This is a genomic window from Janthinobacterium sp. P210006 (assembly GCF_036231885.1).
Lineage (GTDB): Bacteria > Pseudomonadota > Gammaproteobacteria > Burkholderiales > Burkholderiaceae_D > Janthinobacterium > Janthinobacterium violaceinigrum.
Genome location: NZ_JAZARD010000001.1, coordinates 1,060,300 through 1,078,687 on the forward strand (window position 1 = coordinate 1,060,300; position 18,388 = coordinate 1,078,687).

At 60.8% G+C, this 18,388-nt stretch carries 14 protein-coding genes; 8 read left to right on the forward strand and 6 right to left on the reverse strand.

Features of this window, described 5'->3' with window-relative positions:
- Positions 1-57: 57 nt before the first annotated feature.
- The gene (locus tag VPH41_RS04720) at positions 58-1,131 is read right to left on the reverse strand and encodes a patatin-like phospholipase family protein (RefSeq protein WP_152284703.1); all 1,074 of its coding nucleotides are present in this window, start codon (positions 1,129-1,131) and stop codon (positions 58-60) included.
- 226 nt (positions 1,132-1,357) lie between these two features.
- Between VPH41_RS04720 and VPH41_RS04725 the strand changes: the two genes are divergently transcribed.
- Positions 1,358-2,206, forward strand: coding sequence for a hypothetical protein (locus VPH41_RS04725; protein ID WP_328569116.1), 849 nt, complete (start codon positions 1,358-1,360; stop codon positions 2,204-2,206).
- 74 nt (positions 2,207-2,280) lie between these two features.
- On the opposite strand, the gene tal is transcribed toward VPH41_RS04725, so the two are convergent.
- On the reverse strand, positions 2,281-3,216 hold the full coding sequence (gene tal, locus VPH41_RS04730; protein WP_099666887.1) for a transaldolase: 936 nt from the start codon (positions 3,214-3,216) through the stop codon (positions 2,281-2,283).
- A gap of 214 nt (positions 3,217-3,430) precedes the next feature.
- Here tal and VPH41_RS04735 point away from each other — a divergent pair, with 214 nt between their 5' ends.
- The 6 genes from VPH41_RS04735 to VPH41_RS04760 all read left to right on the forward strand — a co-directional run bounded on the left by VPH41_RS04735 (position 3,431) and on the right by VPH41_RS04760 (position 11,315).
- Positions 3,431-6,313 (forward strand): type VI secretion system Vgr family protein, encoded by a 2,883-nt coding sequence (locus VPH41_RS04735; protein WP_328569117.1) that lies wholly within the window; start codon positions 3,431-3,433, stop codon positions 6,311-6,313.
- Positions 6,314-6,360: 47 nt separating this feature from the next.
- On the forward strand, positions 6,361-7,260 hold the full coding sequence (locus VPH41_RS04740) for a DUF4123 domain-containing protein (RefSeq protein ID WP_328569118.1): 900 nt from the start codon (positions 6,361-6,363) through the stop codon (positions 7,258-7,260).
- Positions 7,257-7,880, forward strand: coding sequence for a DUF3304 domain-containing protein (locus tag VPH41_RS04745; protein WP_328569119.1), 624 nt, complete (start codon positions 7,257-7,259; stop codon positions 7,878-7,880). The genes VPH41_RS04740 and VPH41_RS04745 overlap by 4 nt, the downstream gene beginning before the upstream one ends.
- A gap of 179 nt (positions 7,881-8,059) precedes the next feature.
- Positions 8,060-8,683, forward strand: coding sequence for a DUF3304 domain-containing protein (locus VPH41_RS04750; RefSeq protein ID WP_328569120.1), 624 nt, complete (start codon positions 8,060-8,062; stop codon positions 8,681-8,683).
- Positions 8,680-10,782 (forward strand): T6SS phospholipase effector Tle1-like catalytic domain-containing protein, encoded by a 2,103-nt coding sequence (locus tag VPH41_RS04755; protein WP_328569121.1) that lies wholly within the window; start codon positions 8,680-8,682, stop codon positions 10,780-10,782. The genes VPH41_RS04750 and VPH41_RS04755 overlap by 4 nt, the downstream gene beginning before the upstream one ends.
- 80 nt (positions 10,783-10,862) lie before the next feature.
- Entirely contained in the window at positions 10,863-11,315 is a 453-nt protein-coding gene (locus tag VPH41_RS04760) for a DUF3304 domain-containing protein (RefSeq protein WP_328569122.1), read from the forward strand.
- Positions 11,316-11,364: 49 nt separating this feature from the next.
- Here VPH41_RS04760 and VPH41_RS04765 read toward each other — a convergent pair whose 3' ends face one another.
- Both VPH41_RS04765 and zwf read right to left on the reverse strand, forming a co-directional pair.
- Positions 11,365-12,219 (reverse strand): SIS domain-containing protein, encoded by an 855-nt coding sequence (locus tag VPH41_RS04765; protein WP_034750862.1) that lies wholly within the window; start codon positions 12,217-12,219, stop codon positions 11,365-11,367.
- Between the two features lie 184 nt (positions 12,220-12,403).
- Positions 12,404-13,876, reverse strand: coding sequence for a glucose-6-phosphate dehydrogenase (zwf, locus tag VPH41_RS04770; protein WP_152258718.1), 1,473 nt, complete (start codon positions 13,874-13,876; stop codon positions 12,404-12,406).
- A 562-nt stretch (positions 13,877-14,438) separates the two neighbouring features.
- Here zwf and VPH41_RS04775 point away from each other — a divergent pair.
- Positions 14,439-15,392 carry a chemotaxis protein gene (locus VPH41_RS04775; RefSeq protein ID WP_152258717.1) on the forward strand — a complete coding sequence of 318 codons (954 nt, stop codon included), beginning with the start codon at positions 14,439-14,441 and terminating at the stop codon, positions 15,390-15,392.
- Between the two features lie 170 nt (positions 15,393-15,562).
- On the opposite strand, the gene VPH41_RS04780 is transcribed toward VPH41_RS04775, so the two are convergent.
- Both VPH41_RS04780 and pgi read right to left on the reverse strand, forming a co-directional pair.
- Positions 15,563-16,459 (reverse strand): SMP-30/gluconolactonase/LRE family protein, encoded by an 897-nt coding sequence (locus VPH41_RS04780; RefSeq protein ID WP_328569123.1) that lies wholly within the window; start codon positions 16,457-16,459, stop codon positions 15,563-15,565.
- 8 nt (positions 16,460-16,467) lie between these two features.
- Positions 16,468-18,132 (reverse strand): glucose-6-phosphate isomerase, encoded by a 1,665-nt coding sequence (gene pgi / locus VPH41_RS04785; RefSeq protein WP_152284712.1) that lies wholly within the window; start codon positions 18,130-18,132, stop codon positions 16,468-16,470.
- Positions 18,133-18,388 lie beyond the last annotated feature (256 nt).

The following is an 18,388-nucleotide window of genomic DNA, read 5'->3' on the forward strand; positions in this document are numbered from 1 at the left end:
ACCAATAGGCGAGGGAAAAGCGCGCTTGTTTCGGCGCCTGTTGCAGCCACGCCCGTGCTACAGATCGCCCGCCTGGCGCAGGTCCGGCTGCTCTGCCCAGCGGGCGAAGGCGGCGGCCATGCGCTCGCTTTCCGCGATGGCGCGGCGCCAGTCGCGCATGCGCGCCGCGTGGTCCTGGCCGTAATGGGGAAAGTCGCGCCGGTCCGGCAGTTTGCCATTGGGCAAGCTGGCCACGAAGGCGGGCGAGGGCGAGACGAGGATCATGTTGTCGAGCGCGCTGTCGCCGCTGCGGGCTCGGCGCCAGGGCATGGCCTTGTCCAGCCAGCCCGGCACGATATGGTCGGCAAAGTGCGGGTACAGCACCAGGTCCGGTTCGCGCTGGTAGGGCAGGTGCAAATGGTAGTCGACCAGGCCGCCGTCCCAGTAGCGTCCCGGCGGCGCGCCGGCGATGTCCGTGACCGCGTCGAGCACCAGCGGGATGGAACCGGAGGCCAGCAGCGCGTCGCGCAGGTTGTCCTGCGCCAGCGGCACGAAATGGGAATGAAAGGCGTCGAAGCGCGAGCGCAGCCAGCTGGCGCCATCGGGGCCCGCATGGAACACCGCGCGCTCGAGCGACGCGGCCAGGCGCGCGCGCGCCACGGCATTGCCGGCGGCGGCCAGCAGGAAGCCGCGCCGGTCGCGCCATTTTCCCGGTTGCGCCAGGGCGCCGATGCCGCGCACGGCCAGTACCGACAGGCTATGCCGCGCGTGCTGCAGCAGTTGCGCATCCTGGCCATCGAGGACGGCGTCGAGCAGGGCGCGGCACGTGCGGCTGACGTGCGCCGCATCGGGTTTGTCGGGGTAGCGCTGGCCCACGTATTCGCGCACCAGGCGGCGCTGCGCGGCGACCGGGTCCGGGAACACGGCGGCGGCCATGCGCCAGGCGCCGATCGAGGCGCCGACAAACTGGCGCGCACGGGGCGCCTGCGGCAGAAAGTCGCCGAACAGCCAGCAATCGAGCTGGTGCAGGATCAAGCCTTTCGGCCCGCCTGCCGCGGCGGGAACGATGGCGACGTCAAGCGCGCGCAAGCCGTTTTCGGCGATGCGGGCGCGGGCGCGGCGGCCCAGGCGGATGGTGATTGGCGATTGCATGGGCGATGGAATAGGCAAGCGGAAAGTAGGAAGCGGCAAGCGGACTGTAGCCTTGTATTCTACCTTCAGCATGGTGCCGCGACACAGTTGCGCGCGCGATAGTCACATTGTTGGTATTAGTTATTTTCTTTTGGGCAAGCATTCTCTTGAGAAATATTGCATAATACTCGGCGTTAAGTTTTTGGCATGTGCCAAGGATGTGTCACGCCTTTTTTACTGGAATAGTATGCAATTGAATCACGCTTTTGTTTTGACCCTCATCGCCGGCTCCCTCGTTGCCTGCGGCGGTGGCGGCTCGTCCTCCCCGGCCGACCCGGTAGTGGCCGTGAATCCGCCCGTCGTGCCCGTCACGCCGCCCGTGGTACCGGTCACGCCGACTGCCACCGGCGAAGACACGGGCTCCGTCAGCGCCCGTTTCGTCAATGGCGACAACAGCCGTTTCGTCTTTACGTCGATCGGCTTGCAGAGCAATGGCAAGGCCAGCACGCTGGTGCAGGACACCTCCGGCGCCTTGAGCACTATCGGCAGCATCGTCCTGACGGGCAATCCGTCCGTGACGCGTGACATCAGCGGCGACGCCGCCTTCGCGCAGGGCCGCTGGTTCAAGGGCGCGTTCAGCAATATTTCCGGCGCCACGACCTTGACCGGCAACAATGCCAGCGCGCATTACGTCGCCTATAACGTGCTCGCCGCACTGCCAGCGAGCGGCACGTTCACCTGCGATGCGGGCGCGTTCACGTCGCCAAGCTATACGGGCGGCAGCAGCGTCCCGTCGAGCGCCAACTTCGGCACGGCCAGCGGCAATGCCAGCCTGTCCTTCGATGGCTCCGGCGCCAAGGTGGCACTGACCATCGACGCCAGCGCCGGCGGCAGCACGGGCAAAGTGACGGCGACCACCACCCTGGCTTCGGCAGCGTCGAGCAGCATCACCGGCGGCTATCTGTCGAATGGCACGGGCGCGCAGCTGATGCTGGGCGACGGCGGCACCGGCCGCTATCTGCTGCTGGCAGCCTACAAGGCGCAGCTGGCCAACGGCGCCAATTACCAGGGCGTAGCGACCTTCCGTTGCTCCTGATCGTCCGGGCATGAAAAAAGCGGCGCCGTGCACTGCACGGACGCCGCTTTTTTACGCCTGTCGAAATGAAACGATCAGCGCAGCGCCGCGATCATCTGTTTCAGCTTGCCGGAATCGACGCAGAAGGCGCGGATGCCTTCGGCCAGTTTTTCCGTCGCCATCGCGTCTTCGTTCATCATGAAGCGGAAGGCTTCTTCGTTCAGCGACATTTGCACGATGTTGGTCGACGGCGCCGCTTCGGCGCTCAGCTTGCGCTCCACCGGCGCATCGCTGTCGGCCAGCTTTTGCAGCAGGTCGGGGCTGATGGTGAGCAGGTCGCAGCCGGCCAGTTCGAGGATTTGCGAGGTGTTGCGGAAGCTCGCGCCCATCACCTCGGTCTTGTAGCCGAACTTGCGGTAGTAATTGTAGATGCGCCGGACCGATTGCACGCCCGGGTCTTCCGCGCCCACGTAGTCGATGCCCGTCGATTTCTTGTACCAGTCGTAGATGCGGCCGACGAATGGCGAAATCAGCTGCGCACCCGCTTCGGCGCAGGCGATGGCCTGGGCCAGCGAGAACAGCAGGGTCATGTTGCAGCGGATGCCTTCTTTTTCCAGGATGGCGGCGGCGCGGATGCCTTCCCAGGTGGAGGCGATCTTGATCAGCACGCGCTCGCGCGCAATGCCCGCGTTCGAATACAGGGCGATCAGGTCGCGGCCCTTGGCGACAGTACCTTCCGTGTCGAACGACAGGCGCGCATCGACTTCGGTGGAGACGCGGCCGGGGATGGTTTGCAGGATTTCCACGCCAAACGCGATCAGCAGGCGGTCGATGATTTCAGCGGTGGAGGCGTTCGGATGGTCGCGCACGGCCTTTTCCAGCAGCGGCTTGTATTCATCCTTCTGCACGGCCTTCAGGATCAGCGACGGATTCGTCGTCGCATCGCGCGGCGTGTAAGCCTGGATCGATTGGAAGTCGCCGGTGTCGGCCACCACGGTAGTAAATTGCTTCAGTTGTTCGAGTTGGTTCATGGCTGCACGGGAAAGAGTGAAAGGGCTTGCCGGGCTATTGTACCGAATCCACTGCATGAAGCATCCACTATTGTCTGCCCCGCGCACTACTTGCTCAATTGAATCTTGCTTTTTTGAGAACTCGCGCATAATTGTCCGGACTTGTTTAATTTGCACATTGTTCTGATGGCGAATGTACGGCGCCACCAGCCACTATCCAGATGAAGAGCATCCTTTGACACAAGAGATCGTTAGCGCCCTGGCCGCCTTCAACGGCGCGACCAGGCTATATGCATTGTCCATCGGCGGCCAGGGGCAGGAAGCGGACGCCGCCGATTTGCTGGTCGAAGCGTTTGCCAGCGACGAGCGGCTGCAGGCGGTCGGCGCGCGCGACATCATCGCCCTGTCCACCAGCGCCCATGTGGCGCTGGCGTCGCTGCTGGGCCAGCCGGCCAGCCTGCACATCAGCCTGGCCGACGGCACGCGCATGCCGTTTTCCGGCTATATCAGCGAAGCGGCCATGCTGGGCAGCAATGGCGGCCTGGCGCGCTACCGGCTGCGCCTGACGCCGTGGCTGTGGCTGCTGACGCAGGTGCGTAACAGCCGCGTCTGGCAAGACAAGAGCGTGAGCGCCATCGTCGACGAGGTATTCTCAGCCTATGCGCCGCACGCGCGCTGGCGCTGGAGCGATGAATCGGGCCCGTTCATGCAGGACGCGGGCGAGCGCAGCTATTGCTGCCAGTACCGCGAATCCGATTTCGACTTTGTTCGCCGCCTGTTGAGCGAAGAAGGGCTGGCCTGGCGCTTCGAGCAGCAGGAGAGCGAACAGTGGCTGGTGTTGTTCGCCGACAGCAGCCAGACGTGCGCCACGCCGGAAGACGCCAGCAGCGCGCAAGGGGGCGGCTTGCGTTTTCACGGCGCCAGGGTCGGCGAGCCGGGCGATACGGTGCAAGCCGTGTATGCGCGGCGCAGCCTGCATGCGGGAATCTCCACCGTGCTCAGTTATGACTACAAGGCCAAGAAGGCCGTGGCGGCCAGCGTGCCGGCCAGGCAGGCCGTTGGCGGCCAGAACGCGCCCGCGCTGGAAAGCTATGATGCTCCTGGGCAATATTGGTATGCGAACGGGGCCCAGGCCCGGCGCTACGCCGAATTGCAGATGCAGTCGCACGAAGCGCGCGCCCACGTGTGGCATGCGCGCTCCACCGTGCGCACCCTGCGCGCCGGCACCCGTTTTACCTTGACGCAGGGGCCCTTGCAGCAAGCTGGCGATGCGTCGCCCGCCTATGTCGTGCTGCGCGTGGCCAGCGTCGGCGTCAACAATCTGCCGTCGGCCGCGGCTGCCGGACTGGCTGAACTGTTTGGTCCCTTGCCGCCATTGCTGGAAGAAACGATGCCCGATCTGGGGCAGGGTTTGCCCGACTTCCCCGCTGTCATTGCGCAGGCGCAAGCCAGCGGTTATGCCAACGGCGTCGAGATGATAGCCGCGGCTACGCCATGGCGGCCAGGCGGTGTGGACGGCGATGCGCGCCATCACCCGAAACCCACGGCCTTCGGCAGCCAGAGCGCCATCGTGGTGGGGCCCGATGGCGGTGCGCGCGCCAGCGGCGGCAGCGAGATCCATTGCGACAGGCTGGGCCGGGTGCGCATCCGCTTTCACTGGCAGCAGGACGGCAACGCCACCTGCTGGGTGCGCGTGGCGCAGCGTTCGGCCGGCGGCGGCATGGGCAGCCAGTTTTTGCCGCGCATCGGCCAGGAAGTGCTGGTGCAATTCCTGGAAAACGATATCGACCGCCCCATCATCGTCGGCGCCCTGTACAACGGACAGGGCGAGGGCGGTGTCGCACCGACCCCGGGCGGCGTGGCCGATCAGTCGTCCGATGCGGGCGTATTCGACCCCGCGCGCGACCATGTCCCGTCGGCGCAGGGCAATGTGGCGGGCGGTAACAGTCCCTTGTGGCATGGCGCGGCCGGCGGCGCCGCCAGCCACCGCAACGGCGCGGCGCAATGGGGCATCCGCAGCAAGGAATTCGGCGGCGCCGGCGCCGGTGCCGGCTACAACCAGCTGCTGTTCGACGACACGGACCAGCAGGGCCGCATCCAGCTCAAGAGCAGCCATGGCGCAAGCGAACTCAATCTTGGCCATCTGGTGCATGCTGCCGACAATTACCGGGGCAGCCTGCGCGGCACGGGCGCCGAGCTGCGCACCGACGATTACGGCGCCGTGCGGGCCGGGGCCGGACTCCTGATCTCCAGTTATCTCGTCAACCATGACGCGCAGGCGCGCGACCCGGCCGGCGACAATGCGCCCGGCATGGTCTTGCTCAAGCAGGCGGCCAAGCTGGGCGCAACCTTCAGCGCCGCCGCCGTCACGCACGAGACCGTGGCGTATGCGGGCCACCTCGGCGCGGCCAAGGCCGATGCCAGCGTGCTCGACGAGGAGGCGGCGCCCTTGGCCGCGTTCCTGACGACAGCCTCGGGCATGCTGAGCCAGGACGATACGGCCGCCGCCAGGCGCGACGCGGCCGCCAAACCCACCACTCCTGGCGACGACAAGTTGCCGCACAGCAGCGACGCCATCATCGCCATCGCCGCCCGCGCGGGGCTGGGCGTGTTGGCCGGCAAGGACATCCAGTTGGCGAACGGCGAAACCGTGTCGCTGATGAGCGGCCTCGATACGCAATTTGTCGGTGGCGGCCAGCTGCGCGTGCACGCGGGCCAGGCCATCGGCACCCTGGGCGGCGTGGTCAAGGCGGGCGAAGACAATATCGGCCTGCAGCTGATCGCCGCCAAACAGGCCATCGACCTGCAGGCGCAGGCGGACGTGCTCAAGGTGCAGGCGCGCGACGACGTCCATGTGGTCAGCGCCACGGCGCACATCGATTGGGCGGCGGCAAAAAGCATCCGCCTGTCGACGGCGGGCGGGGCGAATATCACGATCGAGGGCGGCAACATCACGATTCAGTGCCCGGGCAAGATCACGGTGCATGCCGGCAAGAAGAGTTTTAGCGGGCCGGAGCGGATGGCTTATCCGTTGCCCAGATTTTCCCGTTCCATATGCAAACGATGCAGGCTTAATGCCGCCAAATCAGGTTCGCCTTTTTCCATGGTGGAAGAGTGAATAAGCAAAAACAATCGTTAGAGGAGCATGACTAAGTGGGTATTAATATGTTTCCCTCTGACTGGAAAGCATCATTGCATATGCGCCTGAAGGCATTTCGCTGTCAGTTTCCCGAGGCGTATATTTATGCGTTGATCGATGGTGTTTTTGACGAGTCGTGTTATCCATTGCTGAAGCGCGCAAAGCATCTGCGATATGAGGCGTTGTTTGCCGGTACGCCAGGTGCGAATAAAGAAACTTTGTCCATCTCGCCGCTGCTGGTTGAATTTGGCGATACAGGTCGTTCCATTTGGGAACGGCTGCTTGAAAAAACCAATGGTCATCCGGCGCTCAGTTTGATTGTCTCGCCTGAGCCGCTGAATCAACTGGCGGCCCGCTTGGCGCCCTGGTGCATCGTCGATGCCGCAGACTATACGGTGGCGTTGTCGTTCGCCGATACCCGCATTTTGCCGCAACTTTTCAAGACCTTGACGGCGCAGCAGTTGGGCCAGCTTTGTGGGCCGGCACACCATTGGCAATATGTCACGCGCAAAGGCGACTGGAGTAATTTGACGTTGCCTGCTGAAGTGCTTCCGGCGGCGGTTGGCATATCGTTAAGCGAGCAGCAATGCGCTCAACTGATGCGTGCGGCGGAAGGCGACGGTATCCTGTTCCAAGTGCGCGCGACTAGCCCTCGCTTGTTAGAACCTTATACTGCAGAACACGCCCATGCCCTGGTCGAATATTGGCTGGATTGTGCAGATCATGCACGGCTCGAAGCACCGCCAGACCGATTTGACGTATGTATATTTGGCCTCGAAAATCCAGGCCTGCGAGCACGGCCGCAACTTGCGTCCTGGCTAGCTGAACCTGCACAGGCACAAGTGCCAGCTGCATTGTTTGAACGATGGCTGGCAGAGCAATACTCTGTCGATGTGTCGACGTTATCGGTGGAGACAAAGTCATGATTGTCTTGTTCAGGCAGTGGCTGTGGCGAGGCCTCCTGCTGGCCGCGTGTTTACCCTGCCTCGCCATGGCCGCGAGCATCCAGGCGCTGAATTACTCTTCGCGCGAAGTCGATTACATCGCGGTTGAAAATCCTGGCAATACCAACAGCGGCGGCGGTGGCGATTCGATCCGTCCATACGGGCAGGGCGGATCGATATGCTGTTTCAGCGTGCCGGAAAAGTGGCATGCGGATTTGAAGGTGGTGGTGGTCTATCAGTTGTCCCCGGACCCGACCTTTCATCGCGAGACGGTCAGCATTCCACCGTATCCGGATGGGAAGGGAGGTGATATCTGGCTGATCGTCTATGAAGATGGCAGCGTGGGTGCCGTGGTGTCGCTTTACGGACCGAGCCGACCGGAGTGGCCGGGAAAAATCAAGGGGTATCCGGTGCCGACGAAGGAGTATCGGGATGAGCGTCGTAAGGATAAATTAAAGAGAGAGAAAAATACGCTCGATTTTTTGGAAAAAAGATTACAGCGTGATTTTTATACTCTGTCAGATGAAAAGATAAAAGAAGAAAAAGAAATTATTGAATTTCAAAAAAAAATTGTCCAAAGTTTAGAAGGAAATGTGCGATGACGGGATGTGGCGTTTCATTCGCACAGCAACGTGGCGCGCTTGTATCGTGCATTTTCCGGTGGTAAAGATACGCATGGCAGTGACGCCAGGCTATGCAAACTGGATACGCAACTGACCGTTAGTAAGGGCGTCAAGGCACGCGCGCTGAGTCTTGGCCATTTATGCATAGGAATATAACCATGAATACGTTACTCAAGAGCCAACTATGGCGAGGTCTTTTGCTGGCCGCATGCTTACCCGGCGTCGCCATGGCCGCGAGCATCCAGGCGCTGAATTATTCTTCGCGCGAAGTCAACTACATCGCGGTTGAAAATCCGGGCAATACCAACAGCGGCGGCGGTGGCGATTCGATCGATCCATATGGGCAGGGTGGCACGATATGCTGTTTCAGCGTGCCGGAAAAATGGCATGCGGAGTTGAAGGTGGTGGTGGCCTATCAATTTTACCCGGACCCGACCCTGCATCGCGAGACGGTCAGCATCCCGCCGTATCCGAATGGGAAGGCCGGTGATATCTGGCTGATCGTCTACGAAGATGGCAGCGTGGGAGCCGTTGTGTCGCATTACGGACCGAGCTTGCCGGAGTGGCCGGGGAAAATCAAGGGGTATCCGGTGCCGACGAAGGAGTATCGGGCACAGCGTCGTAAAGCAAAAATAGAATTGGAAAAAAAATGGTTAGATACTATGGAAAAAGGATTGGCGCGTAATAGTAATAAGATGACGGTCACTGAAATTGATGAATTAAAGGATGTAATTGAGTATAAGAAGAAACTCATTCAGAGCCTTGAGGGAATGCATCCATGACTGCATTTTTGGCCACTATTTATTCTGCTGAGAAAAATGAACCTGCAGATTCAGCTAAATTTTTTGATGATGAGACGGAACTGAAAATATTGGGTGATTTAGTCAAAAAAAGGGAATGTCCGGTCCCAGGATTTCCCCCCTCATGCGATGCGAATCTGTTCTTTGGCTTCTTCTTCGACGGCACCAACAATAATATGAAGAGGGATGTACCGCTTCATTCGCACAGCAACGTGGCGCGCTTGTATCGTGCATTTCCCGGGGGCAAAGACACGCATGGCAGCGAGGCGTGGCCGGACTTGGAGACAAAATATCACAAGAGTTACTTTCGCACCTACGTTCCGGGAGTAGGCACGCGGTTCGACGAGGTTGGCGATACGGGAGAGGGATTTAGCGCTCTCACCAGCGACCGGGCGCGCGGCCTGGCCTTTGCCTACAAGGGAGAAAATCGCATCATCTGGGCATTGGTGGAAGCATTGAATAATGTGCACAGATATTACACCGATGCTCCCCTGGTGGATGACAAGACGTTTAAACAGGACTTCAATACGCTCAGTTTGCCCAGCAAAGTGCAGCCTTCACAGGCGCTGGTGAACGCTTTCACGCAGGCCTTGCAAAAGTTGCACAGCAATTTGCGGCCATTTGTGCCAACCGATGCGCCGGCGAAAAGCGTCAATAAAGGCAAGGTGCTCAATATCTTCGTGTCGATGTTCGGTTTCTCGCGTGGCGCAGCCGAAGCGCGCTCGTTTGCCAACTGGTTCATCTGGTTATGCAAGCTCGATGCGCAACTGACCGTTAGCAAGGGCGTCAAGGCTCGCCAGTTAAGTATTGGCACTATCGAGGTGACCTTCGACTTCATGGGCCTGTTCGATACCGTCGCTTCGGTTGGCTTGGCGGCGTCAGTACCCCTCCCGAACAGGATGGTGGATGGACATGGTGGCTGGGCCGACGCCGAAGTGTCGCTCAGAATACCTACGTCACCGGGACCAAGCCAGTGCCTGCATCTGGTGTCGGCGCATGAAGTGCGCCGGTCTTTTCCCTTGGACTCCGTTGCTCACCTGGGCAATATTCCCCCTAATTGCAGGGAAATTGTTTTTCCTGGTGTTCATTCGGACATCGGAGGCGGCTATCTGCCGCAAGAACAAGGGCGCGGTACAGATCCAAGTGGTGGCGATTTGATGTCGCGCATTACGTTGGCCACGATGTACCGGGCTGCCCGCCTGGCCGGGGTGCCGCTGAAGCTGGAAGAGGCCAGTGAAGCGACGAAGCGGGCCTTTCGCATCGATCCGCGGACTATAACCACCTTCAATGCGTATATCGGCTTTTGCCATGCGCAGCAAGGCGCTGAACCCTCATTGCGGCTACATAGGATCATGGAATTCCAGCACATGCTGTACATACAGTGGCGCAAGAAAATGCTAGGCAAGATGGGAGATTTACCGAATGTCAAGAATTTGGCAACAAGCTATAAAAGCGGGAAATTTGATTTTACTGATCTCACGATGGCGGACAAAGAGCTGGAAGAAGAGGTTGCGAGCTTTGAAAAGTGGCGCGCCGGTCACCGGACGACCAGCAGCAGAGGGCGGCCCCGTAATCCCGAATGGGAACCTATCGCTGAATTTTGGGATAAGCCGGTACCACCCGTCGAAGTAAGCAACTTTTTTGAGCAGTTCGTGCATGACTCGCGCGCATGGTTCAAACCGTTGGGGAAAGACATTCCCGACTTGTGGTATGCGCTGGAATTGCTTGTGGCTCAGGAAGAGCGAGCCCGTGAATGGGAGAGTGGTCCGGAGGCAGACCCTGGAAAGCCCAATCCCTATAGCTTGAGCACGAAAGAAAAAGAGCAATTGCTGCGATACAAAGCGGTCAAAGGCACCGAAAATGAAATGGATGCGATCGAGCCGGACAAGGGCGGACGCGAGAACAGACTCCTGGGAGGTGGTTATTTGCGTTTCCGCTCAATTTACATGGGATCGGATACCTTCAAGCCGTTAGGCGCTCAGTATGCGGGCATGCTGCCTGTTTTGCACAAGGAACAGCGCGGTATGGCAATCGCCCATCACGGATCGTCCGATGCGGTAGAGCAGGCGAAGACGGTGTAAGTCAAGCTAAGTCCTTGAGCTACCCGTGCGCTGGGCCGATCCTTGTTCATTCAAGTGATTACTTTGATGAAAGAAAAACAATGAAATGGATGATGTATCTTGGCATTGCCTTGCTGCTGAGCGGCTGTGCGTTCAAGGCCAGGCAGCTTGAGCAAGCGGGTCCAAGTCCTACCGCGACGGCGCAGGTGGGCATCGTCAATCATACGGGGAAGTATATTTACTCCGCATCGGTGGATGGGGCGGGAGGGGGAAATATGGCCAGATGGGGGGCGGGACTTGCCAATATTTGCTGCACATCCATTCCTCGTGTGTGGTATCCGGGAATGAACGTCCTGGTGCGGTGGGATATGCCGGACGGACTACAGCATATTATTAAAGAAAAAATGGTGGAAGTGGAAAAATACGATAGGCCAGGAGATATCTATATGCATTTTTTTGCGAATGACGAGGTGAGAGTGGTTGTGTCAAATGCCGGAGGGCCTAGCAAAATTCATCCTATTCTCCATTCGGGAAAACCGGCCGATATGCCTTGATGTCTCTGGTGAACGGGAGGGGCGCCAGCGAGGCTGGCGCCGAGGGCGATCAGCCGATGAAGGAGTCGAACTGCATGTCGAATTCCTGCAGCGCCTTCTGCGCATTCTGCATCTTCTTGCGGAATTCCGGGCCCCGTTGCAGGGCCAGGCCCACGGCCAGCACGTCGATCACCACCAGGTAGGCCAGGCGCGCTGAAATGGGCGTGTAGGGATCGGTGTTGAAGACCAGGTCGATGGGAATCAGCACGGTGGCCAGGTCGGCCAGCGGCGTGCCCGATGGGGCCAGCACGACGACGTCGGCGCCGCCGCGGCGCGCCAGTTTCACGGAGCGGACCAAGGCGGGGCTGTTGCCGCGCTGCGAGATGGCCACCAGGCAGTCGCCGCCGCGCAGCAGGGCCGCCGCGATGCTGTGGATGTTCGGATCGCTGTAGGCCACCGTCGGCACGCCCGAGCGGAAGAACTTGTGCTGCGCGTCGGCCGCCACGATGCCCGACGTGCCCTGGCCATAGAATTCGATCTTGCTGGCGCGCGACAGGATGTCGAGCGCGCGCTGGATCGCTTCCGGGTTCAGGTTGTTGCGCAGGTCGAGCAGGGTGTTGATCGAGCGGCTGCAGATTTTATTCACGAGGTCGGCCGCCAGGTCGTCCTGCGCCGGCTGCTCGTTCGCGCCCGGCATGGCCAGGGCCAGACCCTGCGCCAGCTTCAGCTTGAATTCGTGCCAGCCGTCGTAGCCCAGCGTACGGCAAAAGCGCACCACGGTCGGTTCCGACACCTGTGCGCTCTTCGCCAGCGCCGTGATGTTCTGGCTGACCGTCTGGTTCGGCTGGTCAAGCACGGCCAGCGCGACCTTCTTCTCCGACTTGGAGAGCGAATCGAGCTGGGTGCGGATGGAGTCAAGTAGCATTGATTAATCTTCTATCGGTAACGCTGTTAAGTTCGCGTCCTTTTCACCCCAACGGCAAACTTCCTTGGTCGCACCCTCAGGGTCCGACCCCGGTATTTTCGCTGTTCGGGGTAAGCGCCAAATGCTCCTGGGGGCTTAGCGCAACGGCCATGCCTTGCAAGGCATGGCTCCTTGCCCTGCCAGCTTAGTCTTCCGGCAATGCCTCTTCACGCCACTGCAAGCCATCGCGGCCGATCAGGGCGCTGGCTGCGGCCGGGCCCCAGGTACCTGCCGTGTATGGAATCGGCGCGCTGTCGTTCTGTTCCCAGTTGTCGAGAATCGGTTCGACCCATTCCCAGGCCGCTTCCAGTTCGTCGCCGCGCATGAACAGGGTCAGCTGGCCGCGCAGCACGTCGAGCAGCAGGCGCTCGTAGGCGTCCATGCGCGGCGTCTTGAACGATTCGCGGAAATCGAGTTCCAGTTCCGCCGGTTTCAGGCGCATGCCATCGCCCGGGGTCTTCGCCATCAGGTTCATGCGCAAGCCTTCGTCGGGCTGCAAACGGATCACCAGGCAGTTCGGCTGGAAGCTGGACGTGGGCTGGTTGAAGATCGAGTGCGGGATCTGCTTGAAGCGCACGACGATCTCGGCCAGGCTGTCGGCCATGCGCTTGCCCGTGCGCAGGTAGAACGGCACGCCGGCCCAGCGCCAGGTGTCGATTTCCGCCTTCAGCGCCACGAAGGTCTCGGTGCGCGAATGTTCTGGCGCATCGGGCTCGTCGCGGTAGCTCGGCACGGTGACGCCGTCCACGTGGCCGGCGCGGTACTGGCCGCGCACGATGTTTTGCGCCAGCGTGGTGGGCGTGAATTTTTTCAGCGAACGCAGCACTTGCAGCTTTTCATCGCGCACGGCGTCCGGCGCGATCGAGGTCGGCGGTTCCATGGCGACGATGCACAGCAGTTGCAGCAAGTGGTTTTGCAGCATGTCGCGCAGCGCGCCCGACGTGTCGTAGTAACCCATGCGGTTGCCCACGCCCAGTTTTTCAGCGATGGTGATCTGCACGTCGGAAATCCACTCGCGGCGCCACAGCGGCTCGAACAGCACGTTGCCGAAGCGCAGGGCCAGCAAGTTCTGCACGGTCTCCTTGCCCAGGTAATGGTCGATACGGTAAATCTGCGATTCCTGGAAGACCTTGCCCACTTCGGCATTGATCTGCTTGGCGCTGGCCAGGTCGCGGCCCAGCGGTTTTTCCAGGACCACGCGCGAATTCGGCGTCACCAGGCCATTGTCTTCCAGGTTGTCGCAGATCAGCGCGAACAGGTGCGGCGGCGTGGCCAGGTAGTACACGCGCGTCAGGTCGGCATCGCCGCGCAGCGCTTCGACCAGTGGCGCGTACGTTGCCGCATCGCTGGCGTTGAGCGACACATACACGATGCGCGCGCAGAACTTGCTCCAGGTGGCGGCATTCAGGGTGCTGGCCTTGATGTGGGGACGCGAGTTGCTTTCCACCATTTTCAAGAAGGCTTCCTGGCCGCTGTCCTGGCGGCCCACGCAGATGATGCGCGCCGTCGGCGGCAAATCGTTCGCGACGTCGCGCGCATACATCGCAGGCAGCAACTTGCGCATTGCTAAATCGCCGCTGCCGCCAAACAGGACCAGGTCAAAATCGGTAAGTGCCATAAGTGAGTGTCGTCGCAAAAGTAAAAGAGCCGGAGCGGGGAGGAGGCCGACCGGAAGTGCCAGTCTGTCGCTACTATAATCGGTGGTGTAAATTTACTACGTAGAACAGGCAATTGCAAGAAATTTTACTACATTCCATCCGCTGCCGTCGCAGTTTTGCCCAGTCTTCTTGCCAGCGGCGCCGCGAGGGTCATTATATGCCGTTCGCCGGTCCCGGCGCAGGGTCCTGCTTGTCGTGGGCTTTTCAAAGCAACCATGGTTGCCTGGGAAATTTCCCGTTCTCTCCGTCATCATTTGCGCTGTAGCAACAAGCAAGTCAAGAAATGCTGCCAGGATAGCCGTTGGCAGCGTAAAGTAGCTTTGAAGAAAGTAAAAAACCGTATAATTCAAGCTGAAATCGATAGCAACTATTGGTTGTAAGAAATTGTACGATATACACTGCACCGTTAGCGCCGGCCATGCCCCGAACCCGCCATCCGACGTCCATGCGACGTGCAGTCCGCACTGCCCGCAGCATCACGGGCAGGCGACTTAACTTTACAAGACGGCTCAAGGGGACACAATGAATTCAATGCAGCAAGATGTCGATGAACGCACGAGCCTGACAGGCAATAACAAATTCGAACTGTTCCTGTTCAAACTGGGCACCAGCGATCACTCGACGAGCCGCGAACTATTCGGCATCAATGTGTTCAAAGTACGTGAAATCATGGAAATGCCGGCCATCACGGCGGTGGCTGGATCGCACCCGCACATGTTGGGCGTGGTCAATATCCGCGGCCAGATCGTGCCCGTGATCGACTTGCCGATGGCGGTCGGCTGCAAGAGCAATGGCTTGAAAATCCTGATGGTGACGGAATTTGCCCGCTCGACCCAGGCGTTTGCCGTGGAAGAGGTCGATGAAATCGTGCGCCTGGAATGGAACCAGGTCTTGTCGGCCGAATCGAGCGTCGGTGGCGGCCTCGTCACCAGCATCGCGCGCCTCGATGGCGACACGGACAAGACGCGCCTGGCACAAGTGCTGGACGTGGAACAGATCCTGCGCAACGTGCTGCCGTCGGGCGATCCCGATGTGGACGAAAACAGCATCGGTCCGCAAGTGCGGCTGCCTGCCGGCGCCGTGATCCTGGCCGCCGACGATTCCTCGCTGGCCCGCTCGCTGATCGAGAAGGGTCTCGAAGCGATGGGCGTGCCTTTCATCATGACCAAGACGGGCAAGGAAGCATGGGAGCGCCTGCAGGCGATCTCGGCCCAGGCGGCAACGGAAGGCAAGACGGCAAAAGACAAGGTGGCGCTGGTGCTGACCGACCTGGAAATGCCGGAAATGGATGGCTTTACCTTGACGCGCAACATCAAGAACGATGGCCGCTTTTCCAGCATCCCCGTGGTGATCCACTCGTCGCTGACGGGCTCGACCAACGAAGACCACGTCAAGGGCGTGGGCGCCGATGGTTATGTGGCGAAATTCGTCGCGGCGGAACTGGCGGAAACCATCCGCAAGGTGCTGGCGCGGTAAGCTGAAGCAACCGTAGGTCGGATTAGCGGCGTACGCCGCGTAATCCGACGCCACCATGGCCCACACTGTTGTCGGATTACGCGGGGCCTTGCCCCGCTAATCCGACCTACGTGAGCGTAAAAAAGCGCCGGACCCTAGCGGGTTGCGGCGCTTTTTTATGCTTGCAACGATTACGCCTGGTACGGCGTTTCCGGCTGCCCTGCCACGTCCACACGCACGGACAGCACGTGGCCCGTCAGCGGGTAGTCGGCGATCTCGGCAGCCGAGCGGTTGTGGCTGGCGCTGGTGATGTACAGGGTGCGCAGGTCGGGACCGCCAAACGTCACCATGGTGGGGCAGCGCACGGGCACGGTAATCTCGCCCAGCAGATTGCCATCGGGGGCGAAGCGTAAAATCTTGCCGCCTTCAAACATGGCCGACCAGTAATTGCCTTCGCTGTCGACGGCCGCGCCATCGGGGCGCCCGCCGTAATCAAGCGCTTTCTTGTCCATGGAAAAGCGCTGGAACGGCTGCGGTTCGGAAATGGCGCCCGTTGCTGCGTCGAAGTCGAAGCGGTCGATGCGGTGCGTGGTGGTATCCGAGTGGTACATGGTGCGCTTGTCCGGGGAAAAACCCAGGCCGTTCGACACCGTCATGCCGCCCGACCACACCTTGCGCACATGGCCCTTTTCCAGCACGAACATTTCTGCAGCGTCAGCGCTGCGCGGCTCGAAGATGGTGCCGACCCAGAAGCGGCCGGCGGGATCGACCTTGCCATCGTTGAAGCGCGTGGTGGCCATGTCGAACGGCGCCGGAGCGATTTCCGCCAGGCTGCCCGTCTTCGTGTCGAGGTGGGCAAAGCCGCTGCGCAGGGCGACGATCAGGCCGCCTCCGGCATTGATGGCCAGGGCCGACGGTTCCGTCGGCATGCTCCATTGCTCGTGCTTGCCGCTGGCCGGGTGCAGGCGGTGCACGGCGCGGCCATCGATGTCGACCCAGTACAGGGCCGCTTCCTTGCCATGCCACAGCGGACATTCGCCCACTTGCATGGGCTGGTCGCTGACTACCTTGATTTCGTAAATATTCATTGATCTCCTTAATACGCGGCCTTGGCTGCGCGCGCCAGCGCGATCAAGCCATTGGTCGAGCTGTCATGGTGGTCGGGACGGGCTTCGCCCGTCAGTTCGGCCTGGATTTTCTTGGCCAGCACCTTGCCCAGTTCCACGCCCCACTGGTCGAAACTGTTGACGTTCCACAAGACGCCCTGCACGAAGGTCTTGTGTTCGTACAGCGCGATCAGGGCGCCCAGCGTGGTCGGGGTCAGCTGGTCCATCAGGATGGTGTTGCTGGGGCGGTTGCCGGGGAACGTCTTGTGCGGCACGAGCGCCGCGATTTCGCTTTCCGGCAAGCCTTGCGCCTGCAAGTCCTGGCGCACTTCCTCGCCCGTCTTGCCCGTCATGAAGGCTTCTGACTGGGCAAAGCAGTTGGCCAGCAGGGCGTCGTGATGGCCAGGCAAGTCGTGCGTGGCGCGCAGGGCGGCGATGAAGTCGATGGGCGTGATGTCCGTGCCCTGGTGCAGCAGCTGGAAATACGCGTGCTGCGCATTCGTGCCGCAGTCGCCCCAGATGACGGGACCCGTGGGCACGTCGACGGGCTGGCCATCCTTGGTGACGCGCTTGCCGTTGCTTTCCATGTCCAGCTGTTGCAGGTAGGCGGCAAAGCGGCTCAGGTCCTGGTGGTAGGGCGCGATGGAGACGGAGCCGCAGTCGAGGAACTGGCGGTTCCAGAAACCCACCATGGCCAGCACCACGGGCATGTTCTGTTCCAGCGGGGCCTGGCGGAAATGCTGGTCCATCGCATGCGCGCCGGCCAGGAAATCGCTGAAGTATTCGAAGCCCACGGACAGGGCCACGGCCAGGCCGATCGAGGACCAGACGGAATAGCGGCCGCCGACCCAGTCCCAGAACGGGAACATGTTTTCCGGCGCAATGCCGAAGTCGACGATCGCTTGCGTGTTGGTCGAAACGGCCACAAAATGCTGGGCCAGATCTTTTTCTTCGCCTTCGAGCAGGAACCAGGCGCGCGCCGTGTTGGCGTTGAGCATGGTTTCAGCGGTGACGAAGGTTTTCGAGGCAACGATGAACAAGGTCGTTTCCGGATCGACTTTGGACAGGGTCGCTTCCATGTCGTGGCCGTCGACGTTGGATACGAAGTGCATTTCCAGGCCCGGGTTGGCGTAGGAGCGCAGCGCCAGGCAAGCCATCTTCGGGCCCAGGTCCGAGCCGCCGATGCCGATATTGACGATGTCGCAGATCGGCTTGCCCGTGTAGCCGAGCCAGCTGCCATTGCGCACCTTGTCCGTGAATGCCTTCATGCGTTGCAGCACATCTTGCACGTCGGCATCGATATCCTGGCCATCGACGACCAGCTGCGTGCCGCGCGGCGCGCGCAAGGCCGTATGCAGAACGGCCCGATGTTCGGTAAGATTGATTTTCTCGCCCGTAAACATGGCTTCGCGCTGCGCTTCCACGCCGCGTTCGCGGGCCAGATCCATCAGCAGGGCCATGGCGGTGGCGTCGACGCGGTTCTTCGAGTAATCGAGCAGCAGTCCTGCCGCATCGACTGTCATGCTGGAGAAACGCGCGGGATCGGCGGCGAACAGCTGGCGCAGATGCACGTCGCGCAGGCTGGCGCCATGCGCTTGCAGGGACTGGAAACTGGCGGTGGCGGTGATGGCAGGAGTAGGTGCTGGCTGGCGCATGGCGGTCGGCTTGGGTGCTTGTCTCGGTTGAAAGGAGCGCGGCGCGTTCATCGTGGCGAACGGGGTGCCGGCATTGGTATGAGAATAATACATCAGAAAAACGTAATTTCACTACAGTTTGTGTCGTGACGCTGATTTTGTTGTGCTTTTTTTAGCGATTGTGCCAGTGGCTTATAAGGAAGGGGTGGGCGGGTGCCGCTACGCGATATTGCCCGGGTTTGCTCTGAAAAGCCCCAATCCGTGGCTTATTTGTGTT

Coding starts and splice junctions, on each gene's coding strand:
- VPH41_RS04720 (WP_152284703.1), bottom strand. CDS start 1,131: ATGCAATCGCCAATCACCATCCGCCTGGGCCGCCGCGCCCGCGCCCGC.
- VPH41_RS04760 (WP_328569122.1), top strand. CDS start 10,863: ATGAAATGGATGATGTATCTTGGCATTGCCTTGCTGCTGAGCGGCTGT.
- VPH41_RS04745 (WP_328569119.1), top strand. CDS start 7,257: ATGATTGTCTTGTTCAGGCAGTGGCTGTGGCGAGGCCTCCTGCTGGCC.
- pgi (WP_152284712.1), bottom strand. CDS start 18,132: ATGCGCCAGCCAGCACCTACTCCTGCCATCACCGCCACCGCCAGTTTC.
- VPH41_RS04765 (WP_034750862.1), bottom strand. CDS start 12,219: ATGCTACTTGACTCCATCCGCACCCAGCTCGATTCGCTCTCCAAGTCG.
- VPH41_RS04740 (WP_328569118.1), top strand. CDS start 6,361: ATGTTTCCCTCTGACTGGAAAGCATCATTGCATATGCGCCTGAAGGCA.
- VPH41_RS04775 (WP_152258717.1), top strand. CDS start 14,439: ATGAATTCAATGCAGCAAGATGTCGATGAACGCACGAGCCTGACAGGC.
- VPH41_RS04755 (WP_328569121.1), top strand. CDS start 8,680: ATGACTGCATTTTTGGCCACTATTTATTCTGCTGAGAAAAATGAACCT.
- VPH41_RS04750 (WP_328569120.1), top strand. CDS start 8,060: ATGAATACGTTACTCAAGAGCCAACTATGGCGAGGTCTTTTGCTGGCC.
- tal (WP_099666887.1), bottom strand. CDS start 3,216: ATGAACCAACTCGAACAACTGAAGCAATTTACTACCGTGGTGGCCGAC.
- zwf (WP_152258718.1), bottom strand. CDS start 13,876: ATGGCACTTACCGATTTTGACCTGGTCCTGTTTGGCGGCAGCGGCGAT.
- VPH41_RS04780 (WP_328569123.1), bottom strand. CDS start 16,459: ATGAATATTTACGAAATCAAGGTAGTCAGCGACCAGCCCATGCAAGTG.
- VPH41_RS04725 (WP_328569116.1), top strand. CDS start 1,358: ATGCAATTGAATCACGCTTTTGTTTTGACCCTCATCGCCGGCTCCCTC.